Annotated in this window: 17 protein-coding genes and 1 pseudogene; 3 read left to right on the top strand and 15 right to left on the bottom strand. The window is 36.0% G+C overall.

Annotated elements, in window-relative coordinates; translation table 11 throughout:
* Positions 1 to 18 precede the first annotated feature (18 nt).
* The 6 genes from nusA to BBF96_RS16600 form a co-directional block, all read right to left on the bottom strand.
* Positions 19 to 1077, bottom strand: a complete 1059-nt coding sequence (nusA, locus tag BBF96_RS02665) for a transcription termination factor NusA (protein WP_127015725.1) — start codon at positions 1075 to 1077, stop codon at positions 19 to 21.
* Between the two features lie 22 nt (positions 1078 to 1099).
* Positions 1100 to 1561, bottom strand: a complete 462-nt coding sequence (gene rimP, locus BBF96_RS02660) for a ribosome maturation factor RimP (protein WP_127015724.1) — start codon at positions 1559 to 1561, stop codon at positions 1100 to 1102.
* Between the two features lie 290 nt (positions 1562 to 1851).
* A complete protein-coding gene (locus tag BBF96_RS02655) occupies positions 1852 to 3459 on the bottom strand; it encodes an ATP-binding cassette domain-containing protein (protein ID WP_127015723.1) in 1608 nt (535 codons plus the stop codon).
* Complete coding sequence (locus BBF96_RS02650; RefSeq protein ID WP_205665699.1) at positions 3456 to 5069, bottom strand: ATP-binding cassette domain-containing protein; 1614 nt, start codon at positions 5067 to 5069, stop codon at positions 3456 to 3458. The genes BBF96_RS02655 and BBF96_RS02650 overlap by 4 nt, the downstream gene beginning before the upstream one ends.
* 5 nt (positions 5070 to 5074) lie before the next feature.
* Positions 5075 to 5974, bottom strand: a complete 900-nt coding sequence (locus BBF96_RS02645; protein WP_205665698.1) for a radical SAM/SPASM domain-containing protein — start codon at positions 5972 to 5974, stop codon at positions 5075 to 5077.
* A 40-nt stretch (positions 5975 to 6014) separates the two neighbouring features.
* Positions 6015 to 6443, bottom strand: coding sequence for a hypothetical protein (locus tag BBF96_RS16600; RefSeq protein WP_205665697.1), 429 nt, complete (start codon positions 6441 to 6443; stop codon positions 6015 to 6017).
* 187 nt (positions 6444 to 6630) lie between these two features.
* On the opposite strand from BBF96_RS16600, the gene BBF96_RS02640 reads away from it, so the two are divergent.
* The 3 genes and pseudogenes from BBF96_RS02640 (at position 6631) to BBF96_RS02630 (ending at position 10146) form a co-directional block, all read left to right on the top strand.
* Positions 6631 to 7200 (top strand): hypothetical protein, encoded by a 570-nt coding sequence (locus tag BBF96_RS02640; protein ID WP_127015722.1) that lies wholly within the window; start codon positions 6631 to 6633, stop codon positions 7198 to 7200.
* Positions 7201 to 7396: 196 nt separating this feature from the next.
* A complete protein-coding gene (locus BBF96_RS02635) occupies positions 7397 to 7960 on the top strand; it encodes a DDE-type integrase/transposase/recombinase (RefSeq protein WP_164730864.1) in 564 nt (187 codons plus the stop codon).
* A gap of 991 nt (positions 7961 to 8951) precedes the next feature.
* Positions 8952 to 10146, top strand: a pseudogene (locus BBF96_RS02630) (IS1380 family transposase).
* A gap of 525 nt (positions 10147 to 10671) precedes the next feature.
* Here the strand turns inward: BBF96_RS02630 and BBF96_RS02625 are convergent.
* The 9 genes from BBF96_RS02625 to BBF96_RS02585 all read right to left on the bottom strand — a co-directional run bounded on the left by BBF96_RS02625 (position 10672) and on the right by BBF96_RS02585 (position 23152).
* Positions 10672 to 15030, bottom strand: a complete 4359-nt coding sequence (locus BBF96_RS02625) for a PolC-type DNA polymerase III (protein WP_127015720.1) — start codon at positions 15028 to 15030, stop codon at positions 10672 to 10674.
* Between the two features lie 23 nt (positions 15031 to 15053).
* Entirely contained in the window at positions 15054 to 16238 is a 1185-nt protein-coding gene (locus BBF96_RS02620; RefSeq protein ID WP_164730863.1) for an MFS transporter, read from the bottom strand.
* Between the two features lie 81 nt (positions 16239 to 16319).
* Positions 16320 to 16979, bottom strand: a complete 660-nt coding sequence (locus BBF96_RS02615; RefSeq protein ID WP_127015718.1) for an MgtC/SapB family protein — start codon at positions 16977 to 16979, stop codon at positions 16320 to 16322.
* Between the two features lie 10 nt (positions 16980 to 16989).
* Positions 16990 to 17634: a glycosyltransferase family 2 protein gene (locus BBF96_RS02610; protein WP_127015717.1), complete on the bottom strand. Its 645-nt coding sequence runs from the start codon at positions 17632 to 17634 to the stop codon at positions 16990 to 16992.
* Positions 17635 to 17653: 19 nt separating this feature from the next.
* Positions 17654 to 19369 carry a proline--tRNA ligase gene (locus tag BBF96_RS02605; RefSeq protein ID WP_127015716.1) on the bottom strand — a complete coding sequence of 572 codons (1716 nt, stop codon included), beginning with the start codon at positions 19367 to 19369 and terminating at the stop codon, positions 17654 to 17656.
* Positions 19366 to 20460 carry a flavodoxin-dependent (E)-4-hydroxy-3-methylbut-2-enyl-diphosphate synthase gene (ispG, locus tag BBF96_RS02600; RefSeq protein ID WP_205665695.1) on the bottom strand — a complete coding sequence of 365 codons (1095 nt, stop codon included), beginning with the start codon at positions 20458 to 20460 and terminating at the stop codon, positions 19366 to 19368. Before ispG ends, BBF96_RS02605 begins: the two co-directional genes overlap by 4 nt.
* Before the next feature lie 2 nt (positions 20461 to 20462).
* Positions 20463 to 20888: a hypothetical protein gene (locus tag BBF96_RS02595; protein WP_127015714.1), complete on the bottom strand. Its 426-nt coding sequence runs from the start codon at positions 20886 to 20888 to the stop codon at positions 20463 to 20465.
* Between the two features lie 13 nt (positions 20889 to 20901).
* The gene (rseP, locus tag BBF96_RS02590; protein WP_127015713.1) at positions 20902 to 22011 is read right to left on the bottom strand and encodes an RIP metalloprotease RseP; all 1110 of its coding nucleotides are present in this window, start codon (positions 22009 to 22011) and stop codon (positions 20902 to 20904) included.
* Positions 21998 to 23152 carry a 1-deoxy-D-xylulose-5-phosphate reductoisomerase gene (locus BBF96_RS02585; RefSeq protein ID WP_127015712.1) on the bottom strand — a complete coding sequence of 385 codons (1155 nt, stop codon included), beginning with the start codon at positions 23150 to 23152 and terminating at the stop codon, positions 21998 to 22000. The genes rseP and BBF96_RS02585 overlap by 14 nt, the downstream gene beginning before the upstream one ends.
* Between the last annotated feature and the right edge of the window lie 3 nt (positions 23153 to 23155).

Below are 23155 nucleotides of genomic sequence, written 5' to 3'. Positions count from 1 at the left end.
CGCATATATCTCAACTTCTTATGAAGGGTCTTTAAAAGGTTCTTTTTCTACCTGAGAAACACTTTTAATATCAACTTTCCAACCTGTCAGTTTTGCAGCCAATCGCGCATTTTGTCCTTCTTTACCGATAGCTAAAGATAATTGGTAATCAGGGACTACTACCTGAGCAACACCTTCATCCTCATGAATATTTACTGAAACAACTTTTGCTGGACTTAATGCATTGGAGACAAATTTAGCCGGATCTTCACTCCATTTCACAATATCGATCTTTTCCCCATTTAACTCATTTACTACTGCCTGAACCCGGATTCCCCGCGGACCTACACAGGCACCAACAGGATCCACATCAGGATCATAGGAATAGACAGCAATTTTGGAGCGAGAACCAGCCTCTCTAGCAACAGCTTTTAATTCAACAATACCATCATAAATTTCAGGTACCTCCAACTCAAATAGCCGTTTCAATAGCCCCGGATGGGTTCTAGAAACCAGAATCCGCGGCCCTTTGGTAGTATTTTTTACTTCCACAATATAAACCTTGATCCGCTCACCGCTTTTGTATTCATCAGATTTCATCTGCTCTGATGGAATAAGTATTGCTTCTGTTCTTCCAAGATCAATTACCACATTTTGCTTACTCCACCGCTGAACAATTCCGGTTATGATATCTCCTTCACGGTTTTGAAATTCTTTATAAATAATTTCCCGCTCAGCTTCACGAATCCTCTGAACTACTACCTGTTTAGCAGTTTGAGCAGCAATCCGACCAAAATTTGCTGGTGTAACTTCAATTTCTATAACATCACCTATTTCATAATCGGGGTGCTTTGCCCTCGCTTCTTCAAGTGAGATTTCCAATAATGGATCTTTTACTTCCTCAACCACATTTTTTCGAGAAAATACATGTACTTCACCTGTGTCTCTTTCAATCTCCACCCGCACATTTTGTGCAGAACCAAAATTTCTCTTATATGCAGATATTAAAGCGGCCTCTATAGCTTCTAATAATAAATCCTTTGGGATTCCCTTTTCTTTTTCAATATCATCCAATGCCCTTAAAAACTCCACATTCATTAAAAAAACCTCCTCTATCAGATTAAAACTCAACTGCTAATCTGATCCTGGAAATCTGGTCACGGGGAATCTCTAGTTGTTCATCATCAACCCGAACTACCACTTTTCCATCTACAAGTCCAACCAATTCTCCACTAAATTTTTTCTTCCTGCCATAAACAGGTTTGTATGTAGAAACATCTACTTTCCGCCCAGCAAATCTTACGAAATCTGCATCTTTTTTTAAAGGCCGATCAATGCCGGGGGAAGAAACTTCCAATGTATAAGAATTGGGAATTGGATCCTTTTCATCTAAAAGTTCACTCAACTTAGAACTTACATTTTGACAATCATCCAATGTAACCCCGCCTTCAGGGCGGTCAATGAAAACACGCAGTGTAAATTGCTTGCCTTCTTTTATGTATTCCACATCTACCAATTCAAGCCCTGCTTCATCAACGATGGGTTCTGCCATTTTATAGACAATTTCAGCAATTTTACTCATTTTCTATTATCCCTCCTTTATTTTCCCCGGTAAATATTTGCCGGGCAATTTTTATTCTTTCCAAAGAAAAGCAATCATATATACCAAAAATGTACTATGCATAAATGAAAGAGTGGGTAAAAACCCACTCTATTAGACAAAAATAGATCAATTCTCATAAAACTTAAAGCTTCCAGAAAATATTCTAACACAAAAATTCAAAAAATGCAAGTGGTTTTCCAAAGGTCATTCCAAAAATAAGAACTACTAATACAAAAACTGTTAAATTAAATAATCAGGTGGCTATTACATTAGATTAATATTTTCCGTGTGGCAAGGGCATTGGCTATTTCAGTGTGATGTGTAATAATGATAGCAGTTCTTGAAGCTAAATATGTTTTTAAATTCTCTATAATTTTACTTCTCGTTTTAACATCCACTCCCTCCAAAGGCTCATCTAATATGACAAAATCTTTATTTTGAGCAATAAGCCTGGCCAAAAGCAACCGGGATTTTTCACCACCAGATAGGTTTTGTCCACCTTCACGGACTTTGTAATTAAGTTCTATTGACGATAATTCTACCTCTTTTAAAATTTCATTTTCTTCCGCAGTTGTAACAGATGTATTACCCATCCGTATATTTTCTTCCACTGTAGTTGGAAATAAATATCCATTTTGAGAAAGTAGACCAATGTGAGTATATAGCCAATCCTTATCTATATATTTAATATCTACATCATTTACAAGTATCTTTCCTGATGTAGGCACACAATCTTTCAAAAGCAAAGAAATAATTGTACTTTTCCCTTTGCCTGAAGGGCCAACAATAGCAAGTTTCTCTCCTTTCCTCAATTCAAATGATAAATTACTAAGTATTACTTTTTCATTAACTCTATAACTTACATTCCGAAAACAAATCTTTTCAATCTTCTTGCCCAATACAGGAATTGGTGTTGAATTGGGCAATGTTTTATTTTTATCCAGGTTATGTACAATATCAAGAGCAGTTAAATTATTTCTGAAATTCGTCAGGATAGAATTAAGATATACAATAGGGGTTGTAAGCATCCTACTGTAAGAAATCAAGACTATGCCAATCCCTAAGGAATATAATCCAGTATAAACTCTATTCAATACCCAGACAAATATGAAAAGTTCATAAGCAATCCTTACAGCATCCAGTTCTATAAAAAAATGTATAAAATCTCTGGCTAAAATTTTGGTGTGCATTTTCCTTAATTCTTCTGTTAAAGCATTGTGGCGTTTCTCTTCATAATCAAAAGTCCCAAAATTTTCTATCTCTTCCTTTCCAAAAATCGTATCTTCCACATCACTTAAGTATTGCCTCTTTTTTTCTATGAACTTTGCATTATTTTTCAGATAATAATTATTTCCATATTTATATATAAGGATAGATACAATTACTACAATAAAGGAAGACACACCTGATATTTTATCAATATATGTAATGAGTATTGTTAAAACAATAAGTCTTGCGAGATTTATAATACCTGTCATGTTTTGTATATCAAATAATGATGATACCTCTCCAGTTCTATTTAAAATTGCATCTGTGTAATACTGCGAACCTTTTGCTACAACTTCTTGCAAGGGAACATTAAAAATCAATTTGCCTGTTGTTACAGCAAGTATTTTATGTATCTTAACTTTTTGTTTACTATTTCTATATGTCATGTATGTGCGTACTGTTACCAAAACTAAAATAAGTCCTCCCCATGTTAAATAATACACAAAAGGAAAGTTATGTAATTTTTGAACCTTGTCGAGAATTTTTGCATAGAACAATGGCATTAATAATATGCCAATGTCTGATGCAAAGAAAAAGAAAAATGTAATAATAAAATCTATTATTATGGTTTTGGGCAATATATGAAAAAGCCATTTTATTCGCTTCATAAGCTATCACCTCTCACATAAACACACCGCAAGGCAAGGGTTTTAACTATGTCATCATCATGGGTTACAATTATACAGGTTTTATCCTGTAAAAACTTTTTCATATATTGCATAATTTCGTCTTTACGCTCCTTATCCACACCTACAAACGGTTCATCAATAAGCACTAAATCAGGATTTAAAAGAATGAGTTGGGCTAATGATAATCGCGCTTTTTCTCCGCCAGAAACCAATTTGCCCAATTGGCCAATTTGCGTATTTAACCCCAAAGGCAATCTTCGAAACCAGTCAAACAATCCAACATTCTTTAATACTTCAATAATTTCTTCATCTTTAGCATCAGGCTTTACACTTAACATATTTTCCCTTATGGTTCTATTAAACAGATAACATCTCTGAGAGAGAAGTCCTATCTTCGGGCAACAATAAATAAACTCTACTTTACCTTCACAGGGCCTGATACTCCCTGAAATTACTTTTAAAATTGTTGATTTACCTATACCGCTTTTCCCCAATAATGCAACCTTCTCACCTTTTTTTATTTCCATAGAAAAATGTCTTATTACCCATTTATCATTGTATTTAACACCAATATTGTTTAAATTTAAAGCAATAAAATCACTAGATATATTTTGCTTGCTCTTTATTAATTGTGGAGATTCAATAGCCATTTGCACCTTTTTAATGTGAGGAGGAAAATTCATAAGCCATTTGAAATTCTCCACTAAATATTTTGCCTTTTCACAGGCAGTGGAAGAAAACATAATAAGAAGTATTGCTGTACCAAAAGTAAAATTTCCCTTTATAAAGAAAAATAAAGAAAGCCCAACACTTGCCATTTTTGTAACTTCATTTGTAACTGAAATGAAATATTCGCTTATGGAATCCTTTTTAAAATATTTTTCAAGATGATTACTGTAAATGACAAATCTCTCTTTTAATTTTTGAATAAAAACATTCTCTGCCTGATTGTGCAATAAATCTCCTACCCCTTTGAGGTAAGCATTAACTATATCAATTGTATTCCTGAAATCCTCCTGTGCTTTATCATAGTAAGGCACCACATATTTATCTCTCCAATAATTTATGAAACCTGCAATAGCTAATCCTGAAAGAATAACAAAAGTAATAGGCATACAGTTAATAGCAATAATGACAAGTATCGCAACAAGGGCAATACCTTCAGCAGGAAGAGTATAAACAAAATCCAGATACATATTTGATGTCATATCTATGTCCTTTGAAAAAATACTTGCCCAATAACCTGGCTCTCTTGATTTAAAATGAGCTGAATCCATCTCCAGTACAGAATGAAAAAGTTTATCCATAATAATTTTTTTCATTTTTTCTTTGAAATAGATATTTATAAGACTCCATATCCTTATTGAAGCATAGCCTGCCAAAGTGAGAATGATATAAAGAAAAATTTTCTCTGGAGAATAATGCTCTTTTGTAAGAGCGTCTATTATATCTCTGTATATAAGTGGAAGAAGCAGAAAAATGAAAACATGAACAACAGAAATAAGCATATAAATTGTATAATATTGCTTATATCCTTTTGGCATTTGCTGCCATAAGAACTTAAACTGCCTGAAGATGACATTCATCATTACTATCACTCCTTAGAAGATAACAATGCCTCTATTTGGGTTTCTAGATAATCCTTAACTATCGATTTGCACTTATCCCTATTATATATATTTTCTTCCAAACTCTTCATTATTCTAAGTCTAAGATCTGGACAAAGTCCTTGACAATAGGGAAAATAGTTACAGCTTAAACATTTACCATTATTGATGCTTAGAAGGGAAGCTTTTTCAACATACCTCAGCCTATTTCTGTTTTGAGGGATTATTTCATAATTGTGTTCTGCTAACTCTTCTAATGTTGAATAATTTGCTCCTTTTACAAATACATAATTCCAACATTTATAAAGATTCCCAAAAATATCTACAACTATATCAGTAAGAGAATCTCTCTCAGCTCCGCAAAAAGTTCCTATACCTGCAACTTGTAATGATGGAGTAATAAAACCATAATGTACTGTCTTTAACCAAATATTCCTACACATGTAATAAAAATCAGACAATGAAAAAGATTTTCTATATCCATACACTCGTGCTATATCTAAAGAAAGTAGTTTAGTTTTTACATATTTTTTATATTTCCTATATAACTCATCAATAAGCGAGCTAATTGAATTAATACTTTCTTTATCAACATTAATACGAATAACAGTATTTATATTATTATTTAATAAATAAGAAATCCCTTGTAAAATCGTTGAATATGAGCCTCCACCGTTAGCAATTCTTCTTCTTAAATTATGAATGTGCTCAGTGCCATCAAGAGTAATTTGAACATACTCTATATTTTGCTTTCCTAATGCCCTCGCAATTGATTCATCGAGTAAATAACCATTTGTTACTATTATGTTATTATATTTCATGCCAAATCGTTCAGATAAACTAATTAATTCATCGTTTATAAAATGTATGAAAGGCCACTCAAGCAATGGTTCACCACCATACCAAACTATCTGCAATTCTCTTATTTTATAATTGCTTGACATATATGTTATATAAAATTTTAAATTTTTTTACAAAATTACCTCTTATTTCATCTGCAATACTTGTATGCATTGTATTATTAGAGAATCTTTCAAAACAGTATGGACATCTAAAATTACATTGATTAGTAACGGCAATATCTATTTTTATTTTGTTCCCTAATCGATATTTTGACAAAAGATATTTATTACGAACAGCTAAAAGTTCATCGTAAGAATCATTAATAAGAAACCTATTTTCTGTAAGAATTTTAATCTCATCCTTACTAAGAACATCATAATTACAGTCCGAAATTACATGCTTAATCTTTGATAGATACTCCTCATCTATTTCAATTAATGCAGAATTTAAAGTATTAAGCAAATAATAATGATTTTTCAAATCAAAGAATGTATAATAATTTGTCCATTTCATATATTTTCCTTCCACTAAATTAATCTGTTCCGTCAAATTTTCTCCCTTTTTCAAGGGGCAAAAGCTTGATTTTTCCTTGTAGAGTCGGGATTTTCCTAAAAAAGAAGGAATCCCTCCCCCTGGAGTAGTAGGTAGTAGTTGACCAAACCAAAACTCACTACACCCAGAATGGAGGGATTCGTAAGTTATGATTCGTCAACCACTACTCAATATCCTCTTAAATTCTTTATTAAATTTTCTTCTTCATCTCTTTTTAGTTCTCTCACAATATTTCCGTATTGATTTTACACCATCTAAACAGATTGATGATAACTACTCTAAATTAAACAGCCTAGATAATCCTTTACCTCTTGTAAAACCTGTTTACAAAGATTATCAAACATTACTCGCTGAAGCTGAAAAAAATGGACAACCAATCAAACCTGTACGCAGAATTAAATCTTTAAATATTGATGTCGATGAATGCCCACACTGTGGAGCCCCTCTGAAGACTATCTCAGACTCTTTGGACGTGATCGGGATGGATATCAAAAACTTCAGTGTAAAGTCTGTAAATATCAATGGGCTCCAAAAAAGCCTCATCAACCTAAAACACATCCTACATACTATTGCCTATTTTGTGGTTATGCCCTCTCTAAAGAAAAACATAGAAAACATTACACCAAATACAAATGTAAAAACGATAACTGCCCTAAATGGGTTAATCAACGTAAAAGATATCGTTATCGTGCTTTTGATTTTGATCCAAATGAGTTAGAAATCTCATCTCCACAAAAAACACCAGTTAACCTGGCTAACAGCCATTACGGAACTTTTTAATCTCTAAAGCTATTGATTTCTACATCGGATTAGGTCTCTCTTTACAACAAACTGTACAGGCTATCAAACTAACCTGGCAAGTTTCTCTATCAAAAGAGATCATTCAAAAATGGACAGTTTCATTAGCTGCTAAATTGGCACCCTTGATTCCAAAACTACCTTTACCTTTATCTGATATTGTCGCTATCGATGAAATCTATGTCAAAATTAAAGGCAAATGGCACTGCTTATTTACAGCCATCGATGGTAAACATGGTTTTGTCATCATTCAGCATCTTTCTAAACATCGTGATGCTAAAGCTGCCCTTACAATTCTACAAAGGGTCATCGAACAATACGATGGTAAAAAATTCACTCTAGTGACCTATAAAGCTCTAATCTATGAAGTTGCTGTACATGCTGCTAAAGTATTTCTAAATGCAAATATCGATCACCACCAGATTAAAGGGCTTTTTCCCTATGGAATAGTCGATTACAGCAATGAAGTTTATCGGCCTTACAAAAACATAGTAGAACGCTTCTTTGGAACTTATAAATCATATTACAAACGACATAAAAGCTTCAGTTCTTTCGAAGGTGCTATCTCTCATGCAATACTGTATCAGTTGTATTTCAACTACTTAAAACCCCATGATTCATTTGGCGGTAAACCACCTTTGCAGATTACAGACTCCACTGGTCGAATAATTGAAAACTGAGCATAAGTTACTAGATGGACTATTGAACAAGATCCAAGATTCAATAAGCATTACAGATAAATGCAAAAAATCAGAGTAGCACAACAAAACTCTTTAACCCTGGTTGGTTTTAAAAAAGTATAATTAATAACAAAACTTATTATAAACTTTAATTTCCATATTTTTATTAAATGGTGAATTATTACTTGACTCGAAATACAATATTTTGTACTCTAACTGATAGAATGGTTTTAAACTATTACCAACTTCCATTTTCTAAGAAACTTCATATTTTATTTGATGCTACTAATTAATTTCTCATCATAATAAAGCTTTTCAAAACCAGAGAATCTAATTATTCGCCTTTCATCGCTTGAATACAATATTTTCCTATATTCTCTATTTTGAAAGTTTCTATAATTGCGAGGAGAAAAGTAAGTGGTTATAAAGCACCACTTACTTTTCTCCAATCTCATTTTACTTTATTATCCTGCAATTGTTCTACATCCACCAAGATGCGAACAAGGTCCACAGAGTGCATGAACTGCTATAATACCACTTTCTGTCTTATTAGCTGGAACCAATACCTTCATGCTTGTCACCTCCTTCCCCTATTTTATATTTATCAAAATTACCAAGCTTAACCCGATGAACAACAACCTAACTCCATTATGGCTAGTCTAGAATTCATAGGATTTATAATGATTTAATAATTGACCCTTTAGATATTCATAATTTTTTTCTAAATATTATCGATAACTCCTATCTATATTGAATTATGTTTTAATTTTCTTATTTTTATTTCGACATGTAGGGCTGATTATCATTCTCGTTTTTTAAAATTATTTTATTGTTAAATAATTTTTGTTATAAAAGATAATTTTTTAATTGACCTGAATCCGTGATTTTTAAAATTAGAAAAGGAAGAAACTAGGTAAAAATAGAAGTATTATAGAGGAAAATACATTTATTTCGGATTATTAATTTTCACCCGGAAAGTGCAAATAAGTCAATGAAATTCATTCTTGAACAATCCAACGAACTTATTTCCAGTCATTCAGGTTTAGCATTAGTTGGAGAACTGCTGAATCTCGTACCCTTAAAAAAACGTCTCAATTTAACAAGGCTAAAAGGGGTTTCCACACCCTCAATTTCTAACGGTGATGTTGTAGCAGCTCATATCGGACTTTTGTGTCAGGGAAAAAATGATTTTGATTGTATTGAACAGTTTCGTGAAGATGATTTTTTTGCAATATTATTGGGTTTAAAACAAGTACCTTCCAGTCCTACATTACGTCAACGTCTTGATACGGTTGGACGCCATCCACAATGGAATAAAATTATTTTAGAAGAGGCAGTCCATTTGATAAAAAAGGTTAAAGCGCCAATTACTCCTATATCTTAAGGATCACTCTCAAAATGGTATTGCTGAATTCCTGGCTAATGCTATTCGCTATGCTAAAAAAATTACTTCACTACCTCTGCTGATCCGCATGGATTCGGGCTATGACAGCATTGAAAATAGAAAGATTTGTTTAAACCCTGAAACTAAAGCTGACTTTATCATAAAACGCAACATGCGTAGAGAAAAACCTGAAACATGGTATGCCATTGCTAAACAAAATGGAACTATGATAAAAGAGCGTGAAGGCAAAATAGTTTATTTAGGTTCTCAGAAAATTGAGTTTAAAGAAAAGACAGAAAATGGTGAAACCAATCATCAAATTCGACTTATTTATAAAGTTACAGAGGAAACCATACTACCAGACGGACAAACTTTACTAATGCCCAAAATCAAAGTAGATACATACTGGACGAGTCTACCCGATGAGCCAGAAGTTATTATCGAACCTTATGAAAAACATGGTACCAGTGAGCAATTTCATAGTGAGATAAAAACAGATTTAGATCTGGAAAGACTGCCGAGTGGCAAATTTGCTACCAACAATTTGATTTTACATCTTGATGTACTGGCTTATAATATATTGCGTATAATAGGGCAAATGATGGTTGGTTTTACGAAAACTCCTTTACGTAAAAAAGCCCAACGCAGACCTATTAGAACAGTCATTCATAATTTGATTTATTTAGCATGTCGTTTGGTTTACCATGCTCGACAATATAAACTTTCATTTGGGCGTCATAGTCCATGGTTTTTAGTTTTTAAGGAGATTTATCAAAAGATATCTTACGCACGATTAAATTGAGAAAAATTATCTTTTTGTAATAAAATCATGTGAATATATCTTATTGTCGATATATAACAAGTAGATAAAGTTAGAAATTAACTTTTTTTGAATCTTTCGATTATTCTAGAAAGAAATGTATTTATTTCCTTTTTTTTGAGACTAATGAAATAGTAATATAACAAATTACTTTATTGCTGTGTTTTGTCTCATAGATGTCTAAAAAAATGTTCAGAGAACACATAGTTTAAAAAAGCATCACGGATTCAGGTAATATGATTATACTGCAAAAAGCTAATTTTTCGCTTCTTGAGAAATTTTTCACTAAACCATCTTAGCGAAATTTCCGACGAAATAAGGCCTCATCACAGGAGGTGATGAGCTAATCAAGGGCCAGGAGGGCCCTTTGATTAGGAAGCCTTATTCGGCGGAAATCGAGCTTTAGATGGTTCGAAAAATTTCTCATGGATTGAAAAATTAGCTTTTTGCAGTTTAACCTTTTATACTTTTTTTGAATCTTGCTAAAATTTTATACTATCCCCAAAATCAAAAACCAAAGAGGGACAATTGATTTTTCTCAGGCAAGCCATCCAATGTTCCATGTTCCTTCAATACCTCAATTACAGTTTTAGACAGCCTGGCCCGGGTTGCTAAATCCTCTATAGATTTAAACTCTCCTTCTTCACGACTGGCAGCAATACTTCTAGCTGCACTCTCGCCCAATCCCTGTAAACTGACAAATGGCGGAATCAGCTTCTTCGTCTCAGGATCGATTAAAAATTTAGTTGGATGAGAGCGATAAAGATCTACCTTATCAAACTCAATCCCTCTAAGCATCGCTTCCAGGACAATTTCTAACACAGTAAGAATCCCTTTTTCTTTAGCTGTAGCATCACTACCCTTTGCTTCAAGCTTTTCTTTCATTTTTCGTACATAGTCCTGCCCCTTAGAAACCAACTGGGCATCAAAATCATCCGCTTTGATGGTAAAATAGGTAGCATAAAATTCCAGAGGGTAATGAACTTTAAAATATGCAATCCTGAAAGCCATCATCACATAAGCAGCAGCATGAGCTTTCGGGAACATGTATTTAATCTTTTTACACGATTCGATATACCACTCAGGAACATCATGTTCTCGCATTAATGCTTCTTCCTCTTCAGTTAATCCTTTTCCTTTTCTTACTTTCTCCATAATTTTAAAAGCTTTATCATTATCCACACCTTTTAGTATCAGATAATTCATTATATCATCCCGGACAGAAATTACTTCAGCCAACTGAGCCGTTCCGCTTCGCACCAGATCCTGGGCATTATTTAACCAGACATCTGTTCCGTGAGAAAGACCTGAAATCCGTACTAATTCGGCAAAGGTTGTCGGCCTTGTTTCCTCCAGCATTCCCCGGACAAATTGAGTACCAAACTCTGGAATACCAAAAGTTCCCACCGTTGTTCCCAACTGTTCTGGAGTAAGACCAAGGGGTTCAGTTGATGAGAAGATTTTCATTGTCTTCAAATCATCCAGTGGAATCTTCCGTGGATCAATTCCCGTCAAATCCTGCAGCATCCTGATTGTTGTCGGATCATCGTGGCCCAGAATATCCAGCTTCAGCAGATTATCATGAATAGAATGATAATCAAAATGGGTCGTTATAACATCAGATGTTACGTCATTTGCAGGATGCTGAATTGGACAAAAATCATATATTTCCTTATCATTGGGAACAATCATAAGACCTCCGGGATGCTGTCCGGTCGTTCGTCGAACCCCAGCACACCCTTTAACCAGACGCTCAATTTCGGCACTCCGTGCTGTTATTCCCTTTTCTTCCAGATAGTTTTTAACAAAACCGTAAGCTGTCCGTTCTGCCACAGTAGAAATGGTTCCGGCCCGGAAAACATAATCCCGTCCAAAGAGTTCTTCGGTGTACTTATGAACAACGGACTGATACTCTCCTGAGAAGTTAAGGTCTATATCAGGTACTTTATCGCCTTTAAAACCCATAAAAACCTCAAAGGGAATATCATGGCCCTCTTTTATCAATTTTTGTCCACAATTAGGGCAATCTTTATCTGGTAAATCTGGCCCGGAACCAACAGAACCATCAGTTATAAACTCAGAGTATTTACATTTCTCACAAATATAATGTGGGGGCATGGGGTTAACTTCAGTAATTCCACACATGGTAGCCACCAGTGAAGAACCAACCGAACCCCGGGAACCCACCAGATAACCATCATCCAATGATTTTTTAACTAATTTATGTGCAATGAGATAATTAACCGCATACCCATTATCAATAATAGCTTTCAACTCTTTTTCCAGACGTTTTTCGATAATTTCCGGTAACTCTTCACCATAAATCTCACGAGCCCTTTTATAAGTCATTTCACGAATTTCTTTATCAGCACCTGGGATTTTGGGTGGATAGACTCCTTCGGGAACAGGCCGGATATCTTCGATCATATCAGCAATTAAATTGGTATTTTCAATGACTATTTCCCGGGCAATATTTTCACCAAAATACGAGAACTCTTCTAACATCTCTTCTGTAGTTCTCAAATAAAGCGGGGCCTGGTTTTCAGCATCCTCAAACCCCTGAGCAGTCATAAGAATCTCTCTAAAAATGGCATCACGCGGTTCTATAAAATGAACATCTCCTGCCGCAATAACTGGTCTACCCTCTTCCTTTGCCAGTTGATAAATTCGTTTATTAAGCTCCTTCAATTCTTCTAAAGAACCAACCTGACCCTGGTCAACTAAAAAGGAGTTGTTACCCAAAGGCTGGAGTTCAATATAATCATAAAAGCGAATAATCTCCTTTAATTCCTCATCTGAAGCACCCTGCAAAGCCCTCCGATAAAGATATCCTGCTTCACAGGCTGAACCTATGAGTAAACCATCACGATATTTTTGTAAGAGGCTTCTGGGAATTCGCGGATGACGATAAAAGTAGTCCAAATGGGATTTAGATATTAACTTATAGAGATTTTTAAGCCCGGTGCTATTTTTGACCAGAATGCAAAGATGGTATGTCTTGAGCCGTTTCCAGTCAATCTCTTTACTTAGATTGTTCACTTCGTTGAGAGTGGTAATATCTTTGTTTAACATTTCCAGTAACTTTAAGAAAATTTCACCGGTAGCTTCCGCATCATCACAGGCCCTGTGATGATTCTCTAAATTTACCTCAAAATACTCAGCTAAACTATTTAATCTATGTTTTTTCAAGTCCGGGAGCAGGGCCCGGGAAAGATTGAGAGTATCTAGAATGGTAATATTTGAAATCAATTTACTATACCCCGTCTTCTCTAATGCGGCTGTAAGGAATCGATAATCAAACATTGCGTTATGTGCTACCAGAACCGAATCTTTAAAGAATTCAATAAAATCGGGCATAATCTCTGCAATTGTAGGTGCACCGGCTACCATATTATCATCAATTCCTGTAAGTTCGGTAATTCTAGCTGGAATAGACCGACCGGGATTAACAAAGGTAGAAAACCGGTCTATAATTTTCCCATCTTTAATCTTCACTGCACCAATCTCAATTATCTCCTCCTCTGTTGGGTTAAACCCAGTAGTCTCCACATCAAAAACTACCCATTCAATCTGGTCTAAAGGTTTATCAGTAGCATTTAAAACAATGGCTTCTCCATCATTCATAAAATATGCCTCAACACCATAAATTATCTTAATCTTCCCTTTTGCTGCATTAAAAGCTTCCGGAAAAGCCTGAACCACACCGTGATCAGTTATTGCAATAGCTTTATGGCCCCAACTTATAGCAGTATTCACCAGATCACTTACATCTGCTACTGAATCCATGGCACTCATTTTTGTATGAGCATGAAGCTCTACCCGCTTTTTGGGGGCATCATCCTGTCTACCATCCTTGCGGTCAATCTCCATCATATCATCTGGCCATAGTGTTAGTTCTTGGGAAAATTTATCAATTTGAACTTTACCTCGACATCTAAGCCAGACTCCTTTTTTAATCTGAGACCCCAATTCATTATCAGCATCAACAAAAATTTTTCCAGTAATAGAGTCAGTATAATCGGTAATATTGAAACTAATAATCTTCCTACCACTCTTTAACTCACGCTCTTCTACTTTAAAAACTTTTCCCTCTACAACTATGGAACGCTCTTCATCAGTAATCTCTTTTAATGGTGTAACCTTTTCATTATCACTAATTTTTTTTCCTAAAAGAGCCCCTTCTTCCGGTTTAGATTGATGTCGCCTACTTTTACTACCGCCATTATTATTTTTTATTTCTCCATTTCCAAAATCACTTAGAAAAGATGGTGGTGGAACTTCACTGGGGGGAATAAATTTAGGTGGTGGAGGTGGAGCTAATTCCACTTCATAAACGCCCAACTTTACTTCAACATCAAAGCCCAGTTCATCTCTAACATAGCTACGGATATATTCATCACAGCGTTTATTCTTTAATTGATTTAAGCCGAAGGTACTTTCAATTAATATCTCCAACGTCTGGCCTTGAACCTTCCATTTGGCCCGCTCTAACCACCCATTACTGGTAGGTAAATACTCCTGTAGTTTATGGAGTAAATCCGGCCATGCTTCTTTAAACCCTTCCTTAAGACTTTCTACCCGCCGCTTCTCTTTCCATTTACAATCAATACATTCAAGTTGAGGAATGAATTCATGTAACAATTGAATAAAACAGTTTTGCACCTGCTCTATCTCAAAACCTTCTGGACATTCAACAAAAATTTCCATTCGCTTTTCACGAATATAGATATTTATTGAATGAATAGAAAACTTATTTAATATATTAGAATTACTTATCTTATCAGTCGGAAGGTTTTCGGCTAATCTTTCAATAAATTCATCTAAAAATATGTTCTTTTTATCTGGACTAATTACAACCTTTGCCATCTCAATGACCCCTTCCTGACAGCCTATTTACATTCAACATGATCTTCTCCAATTCTAAAGTAAATAGAAGCAGCCATCACCACAAGACCCATAAATATAAAGGAATAGCTGAGATTATATTCAGATAATTTCCCAATTATCAACCGCATTATCATTAAATAAAAACTGCTCAACTGTGATATAAGGGAAAGTACTGTAGCCCTAATCTTTTCCGGAATATGAATATTTTTATAATCAGAAAAAATTGGGTATCTAATCTCAATTATTGCTCTTAAAAATATAAATAAAACTACAGACCAGATGGGATGAAAAACAAAAGACATAAATAAATACAAAACTCCAGGTAAAAATGTAACCAGAAAAACTCCTCTTTTTATCCCAAATATTTTTTCTATTTTATAGGCATATTTCTGGGCAAATGCCGACAATAGAAGTGCAACTGATGTTATTGTTCCAAAAAAAGCCACATTAACATCCGACATTTTAAAATATGGCTGAACCAGATACATAATGGTGAATATAAAAGGACTTGAAAATACATTTAATAAAACTATGCGGAGGAGTGACTTGTTTTGCCATAATAATTCTATCCCCTCTTTTAACATAATGAATGGATTTTCTCCTACAACATCTTTTTTTCTACTATCCTCAATTAACAATGAAATAACAAAACCAATCAATATCATTCCTAAAGTAAGATAGAGTAAAAGAGTAAATTGAGATGGAAGCAAATCTTTTGCCAGATAACTACCTATAACAGGAGCTATCACAGAAGCCATAGTAGTAATAGCTCCATAAGTACCCATAGCCTGTTTCATCAAATGTTTTTTATTTTTTTGCTTCAAATAATCATAAATTAATGCCTCAATGGTTCCAGAAAAGAAAGCAATTGATATACCGCTCAGCGCATAGGCAAGGGCAAAATGTACAAAACTATTTGCAAAAAGAAAAATTACTATATTTGTCACATTTATAAATGCTCCTAAAATAATGGATTTTTTTCTACCAAACTTATCTGCAAAAATACCTGTAGGAACTTCAAACAAAAAAATAAATAGCACTAAAATAGATTCTAATGAAAGTATTTGAAAATAATCTAAGCCTCTCTGTTGAAAAAAAAATACAATAACCGGGCCAAGGAAAAATAAATTTAAAAAGAAACTCATCAAACTCAATTTTATTATTTCTTTTTCTACTTTTAACTTCATATTTATAAACACTCCTTTCATGATTAAAATATTTCACCACCTGACTAGAACAAATAAGACCTCCGACATTTATTAGAGACCTTATTTTGTCCACTCCACATAACTGACACCATTTACCCGCAAAAGTTCTTCATTTAAACTGTGTAGATTAATACCTGGAGGTGTAATAATTTGAAGATGGATCCGAATAAGATCGTCTTCAGAATTATTAGCTATTGAAAGATTTTTGATATTAACATTATATTTACCCAACCGATTACCTAAATCCCCTAAAAGCCCCGGACGATCAATGGCCCGGATTTCAATCATTTTTTTATCCCTTATCTTAAATTCAATTTTGGTTAAAAACATCAGGACAATAAAGACTAATCCAGTAGTTATAAAAGCACTGAAATAAAATCCAGCTCCAGCGGCAAGTCCTATTCCAGCAGCAGTCCAGAGACTGGCAGCAGTTGTTAATCCCTTGACATTAACTCCCTCACGAATAATTGTTCCAGCACCTAAAAAACCAATTCCAGAAACAACCTGGGCAGCAATCCGCCCAGGGTCAGCACCACTGATTTCAAAAGAATAATACATACCAATAGAAACAATCATGATTAAAGCTGAACCAATAGAAACCAGAATATGGGTGCGAAAACCAGCAGGTCTATCATGAAGTTCCCGCTCCCAACCGATAAGCCCACCCAAAAGAGCTGCTATAATTAATCTTATAAAAATATCTTTTTCACTTAACAACACCTACCACCCTTTATCTAATTGAGGATTTTCTTCTGGGAAGCATTTTTATAATCTCCCAATACATCTTCAGACGATGTAAAAAGCCGCGTACCAATCCCAATTTTTCTTCTTTCATTAAATGACTCATATTTTCCAGATAAACTTCTTTACAGGGAATATTATGGGCCAGGGCATATCGGGTCAGAGCAATTTCAACTCCAAAACGGGTCATTTCCATATTACCTAAACCATCGATAACTGAACGTTTGACTACCCGCTGGCCAGATAAGAAAGGAGATACCTTTTGAGCCAAATCAGTTGCAAAGCGTCCATGTTCAAAAATTCCAATAACCATATCTGTCTCACCATTCAACACCGGGGCCAGCATTTTCTGCAAATGTTTGACAGTCAAGCCAATAAGGTCAGCATCCAGAAAAATAATTACATCTCCTGTTGCCCTATCTACTCCCACCTTCATTGCTGCACCCTTACCCCTATTCTCTTCTAACTCAATCAATTGAACAGGGAATTGACGAACTACATCTGATGTTTTATCTGTTGAACCATCATTGACCACTATCACTTCTTCAATCTCAGGGCAGTCTATAACAACAGATAATACATTACCGATGGTCTTCTCTTCATTATAGGCCGGAATTACCGCTGAAACCTTCATTAAATCACTCCTTATCAAATTAAGATAACCGGCTCCGCACCTCATCCACTATAAACTCAACAATCTTATCAACTTCAACTTTGACCTCCTCACCGGTATCACGGTACTTAACCTCTACCACATTTTCCTTCAATCCTCGATTACCAATGGTTACACGGATAGGAATACCAATTAAATCAGCATCATTAAATTTCACACCCGGCCTTTCTTTACGGTCATCCAATACAGCTTCAATACCCTGTGCAATAAGTTTTTCATAAATATCTTCTGCTACTTCCATTATCTGATCATCTTTTCCAATAGGCAGAATGATTACATGGAAAGGAGCAATCGGCATAGGCCATATAATTCCATTCTCATCATGATTTTGCTCAATTGCAGCACCAATTATTCTCGTAACTCCAATACCATAACAACCCATAATCATAGGTCTTTCTTTTCCGTTTTCATCAAGAATTGTTGCTCCCATTGCCTCACTGTACTTAGTTCCAAGCTTGAAGATATGCCCTACCTCAATTCCTCGGGCAATACGAAGGGGTTTACCGCAGTGAACACATGCTTCACCTTCTTGAACAGTTCTCAAATCAACCACATCTTCTTCAGCAACGGTAAAATCTCGCCCTGGATTGACATTGCGATAGTGGTAATCTGCTTCATTAGCTCCTGTTACACCATTCTTAATCCTCATCACCAATGGATCAGCGATAATTCTTATATTTTTTAAGCCAACAGGACCAACAAAACCAGCTGGTGCACCTGTTTTTTCTATAATCTCTTCATCAGTTGCCATCCGAATATTGGCCACCCCGAGATGATTACGTAATTTTACTTCATTTAATTCATCACAGCCCCGCACTAATGCAGCTACCATAGTATCTCCTGCAACATAAAGCAGGGTTTTAATCATCTTACATCCGTCAAGGTCAAAAAACTTTTCTAAATCTTTAATACTCTTTATATTTGGAGTAGAAATCTTTTCTAAATCCTTCAACTCTTCATATTCTTCCTTTATAGAAATCTCACTCTGCGCTAATTCCAGATTGGCTGCATACTCACAATCTTCACAATAAGCAATGGCATCTTCCCCAGATTCAGCCAATACCATAAACTCATGGGATGATTTACCTCCTATAGCTCCAGTATCAGCTTCTACAGCACGGAACTCTAAACCAATCCGCTCAAAAATTCTCGTATAGGCCTCAAACATTTTTTGATAAGTTTCATCCAATCCCTTCTCATCCAGATCAAAACTATAACCATCCTTCATAATAAATTCCCTACTCCGCATAACTCCAAACCTCGGGCGAATCTCATCCCTTACTTTGGTCTGAATCTGGAATAAGTTTAAAGGCAGCTGTTTATAGGAACGAACCTCATTTCTAACCAGATCTGTGATAACTTCCTCATGGGTCGGGCCAATACAGAAATCGTGATCTTTTCTATCCTTAACCCGCATCATCTCTGGCCCCATATCGTACCAGCGCCCACTCTCCTTCCAGAGTTCTGCAGGGTGAAGTAATGGAAGAAAAACTTCCTGAGCACCAGCACGTACCATTTCTTCTCTAATAATATTTTCAATCTTTTGTAAAACCCGCACTCCTAAAGGAAGATAAGAATAAATACCTGAAGCCAGTTTACGAATCAGTCCTGCCCGAAGCATCAACTGATGACTAACAATCTCTGCTTCAGCAGGAGTTTCTTTTAAGGTAGGCAAATAAAATTGTGACATTCTCATCTCTCATTACCTCCATCCACTATATTTTCCATCTGATCTAATTCTTTTAAAAACTCCTCAACCAACCTATCTTCTGAAACTTTTTTAACCACCTGACCATTTTTAAAGATCAATCCCATACCGCGGCCTCCAGCAATACCCAGATCGGCTTCTCTAGCCTCACCTGGCCCATTTACAACACATCCCATGACCGCGATCTTTAACGGTTTTTTTATGGCTATAGTCCGCTCTTCAACTTGACGAAGAATATCTTCAAGATTTATTTCACACCGTCCACAGGTAGGACAGGAGATAATTTCCACTCCCCGCTGGCGTAGGTTAAGGGATTTCAAGATTTGCCATCCTACTTTCACCTCTTCCACCGGATCACCAGTCAAAGAGACACGGATGGTATCACCAATCCCTTGTAGAAGTAAACCGCCAATTCCTATAGCGGATTTAACTGTTCCCGCACCGGGACTACCTGCCTCAGTTACCCCCAAATGTAGGGGATAGGGGAAACGTTCAGAAGCCAATTGATAAGCCCGGACAGTGCGCATCACATCCGAAGCTTTCAAAGATATTATAATATCATAAAAACCTAATTCTTCAAGAATTTTTACATGATGAGCAGCGCTCTCAACCATAGCTTCTGGAGTTGCCCCACCATATTTCTCCAATAACTCTTTTTTCAATGAACCGGCATTGACACCAATTCTGATGGGGATTTTATAATCAACCGCTTTTTTAACTACTTCTTCAACCCGGCATCTGTCCCCTATATTCCCGGGGTTTATCCTTAAACCGTCAACTCCTTCATCCATTGCTATTAAAGCCAGCCGATAATCAAAATGAATATCAGCAACAAGAGGAAGTCCTATCCGTTTTTTAATCTTACCTAATTTTTTTGCAGCCTCGGTATCAGGTACTGCAACCCGGATAATCTCACAACCGGCTTCTTCTAACCTTTTTATCTGGGCTACAGTAGCTTCTATATCACGGGTATCGGTATTGGTCATGGACTGAACTGAAACGGGATGTCCACCGCCTACAGGGACCTGTCCAATATATACAGTGCGGGTGTGACGCCTTTTGGGACGATAAATTTCCATCATTAATGCCTCCTTAATTTTTTGGCACAGGCATCACACAACCCATCATTTTTCTCAACCTGAGCCATAGCCTCTTTTCCACAAACTCGACAGATCCCCATCTCTTTAGAACACTCCCGACAAAAACCTGTCTTTTGACAGTATTCAGGGTCAGGCTTACCACAAACTCTACATATACAATCTTTGCAATAACCTTTATACTTTCTAACCTGTTTGGGTACCACTTTTCCACAGCCTTTACAGGCCAATTTACCACCCTTTTGTCTGGATAATTCCCGGACACATAACTCACAGATATTCTCATGTTTCATTATCCGTACCTGTGATGCAGTGGTACCGCAAATTCGGCAATAACGTTCTTTTTTCCGCCCTGTAGCTCGAGTTGGTTTTATCCATTTACTTCCCCGCCGTTTCTTTTGTTTTGCCATTTAGAATCTCTCCTTAGAATATTCTTACAATGTCTCTATACAGGATTATTGCTATCAAAGCCATCAAAATGATAAATCCAATAAAATGGACAAAACCTTCTTTTTCAGGATCAACGGCTTTACCCCGAACCAATTCAATACCTAAAAAAAGGATACGACCTCCATCCAAAGCAGGAAAGGGAATAAGATTAATAATTCCCAGATTTATACTAATTATAGCTGTTAAACGCAATAGATAAACCCAACCAACTTCCGCAGCTTCACCTACCATTTTCGCAATCAAAACAGGTCCTGCTACATCAGGCCTCATTCTAAAGGTAAGCATCTGCCAAAAGCCAATTACAATCCCTTTAATCATAAACCAGGTCTGTCTTAAAGCATCCCAGATAGCAGTTCCAATTCCAACTTTCCTATATATAATTTGCGGAAAAATACCAATTACCCTCCGTCCGGTTTCTTCTTCAACTACGGGTTTAACCTTTAATTTTTTTATTACCTCTTTCCTTTTGATTTCAAGAGTAATATACTCAGTCTCAGTCTCATTAATAATTCGAGAAATATCATCCCATTCCTTCACAGGTTGACCATTAATAGAAAGAATTAAATCACCTACTTTAAGCCCGGCCTGATCTGCTGGCTGATTTGGTATCAGATTACCAATCACCGGTTTATCAGAGCCAGCATAAGGTACTCCTATTGCCATAAAAATAATTGTAAACAAAACTACCGCTAAAAGAAAATTCATCAATGGCCCTGTGAAGATAACCCAAAATCTCTGAAAAACAGATTTTTGATATAAAGCACGTCCTTGTTGAATAGCTTCCCTATAAGAATCCAGCTCTTCTCCCTCAAGTTCTTCCTCAGCATGAGGAAATTCGCCAGTCAATTTACAGAATCCTCCTAGTGGAAAAATTCTGAGTGAATAAATGGTTTCCCCTTTTTTATAACCAAAAAGTTTTGGCCCAAACCCCAGGGCAAATTCTTCAACTCTAACCCCTACCCATTTTGCCACAATATAGTGACCAAATTCATGAACAAAGACCAAAACTCCAAGTACCACTACAAAGGTGACAAGAGTTTTGGAAAGAGTTGTTGCTCCCAGTAAAAGACTAAAAGTCAACATCTTCCACCATCCTCTCAATTTCCGCTCTGGCCCACTGATCGGCAGCCAGAATTTGATTTAAATCTGGTGAATCAATTACCTGATGTTTTTCCATAACCCGTCTGATCAATTCGGGTATCTCAAGAAATGAAATCTCTTCATTCAAAAATTTTGCCACTGCCACTTCATTAGCAGCATTCATCACTGCCGGCAGGGTACCTCCACGTCTTCCTGCCTGATAGGCTAGTTCTAGACATGGAAATAGATCGCGTTTAGGTTTTTCAAAAGTCAATTCTCCCACTTTAACTAAATCCAATCTTTCAAGAAAATTTTTCCGACGTTCAGGATACGTTAAGGCATACTGAATCGGAACACGCATATCAGGTAACCCCAACTCAGCCAAGATAGAAGAATCCACAAACTCCACCAAAGAATGAACAATGCTCTGAGGATGAACAACTACATCGATTCTATCATAGTCAATTCCAAAAAGCCAGTGGGCTTCAATCACTTCTAACCCTTTGTTCATTAAAGTGGCTGAATCAATGGTAATTTTTCCACCCATATCCCAATTAGGATGTTTTAAAGCCTGAGCTGGTGTTACCTTTTTTAATTCTTCTCTACTATAATTGCGGAACGGACCACCAGAAGCTGTTAATATAAGACGGCTAATCTTGCTCCTATCTTCACCCGCTAAAGCCTGGAAAATAGCATTATGCTCACTATCAATGGGTAAAATATCTATTCCATATCGCTGGGCTTCTTGCATAACCAGTTCCCCTGCAGCAACCAGAGTCTCTTTATTAGCCAGAGCAATCTGCTTTCCGGCTCTGATTCCTTCTAAAGTTGGGCGGATACCTACTGCTCCAACCAAAGCATTGACTATAAGCTCCACATCTGGATCAGTTACAGCTTCAATTAGCCCCTCCATTCCGGCTAACACTTTAATATCTGTCCCTTTTAACCTATATTCTAACTCATCTAAAAAAGCAGAATTCATTAAAACAACCATTTTGGGCCGATATTTAAGGGCTTGAGTAGCCAGCTTTATTACACTGGAATTGGCAGAGAGAGCAATCACTTCAAATCCACCCTGGTCCACCACTTCTAAGGTCTGGGTACCGATAGAACCTGTCGAACCCAGAATGGCTATCTTTTTCACTTC

Origin of the sequence: Anoxybacter fermentans, from assembly GCF_003991135.1 — a bacterium.
GTDB classification, from domain to species: domain Bacteria; phylum Bacillota; class Halanaerobiia; order DY22613; family DY22613; genus Anoxybacter; species Anoxybacter fermentans.
Note: the sequence above shows the minus strand (reverse complement) of the source record. Positions and strands in the feature narration are given on the sequence as shown.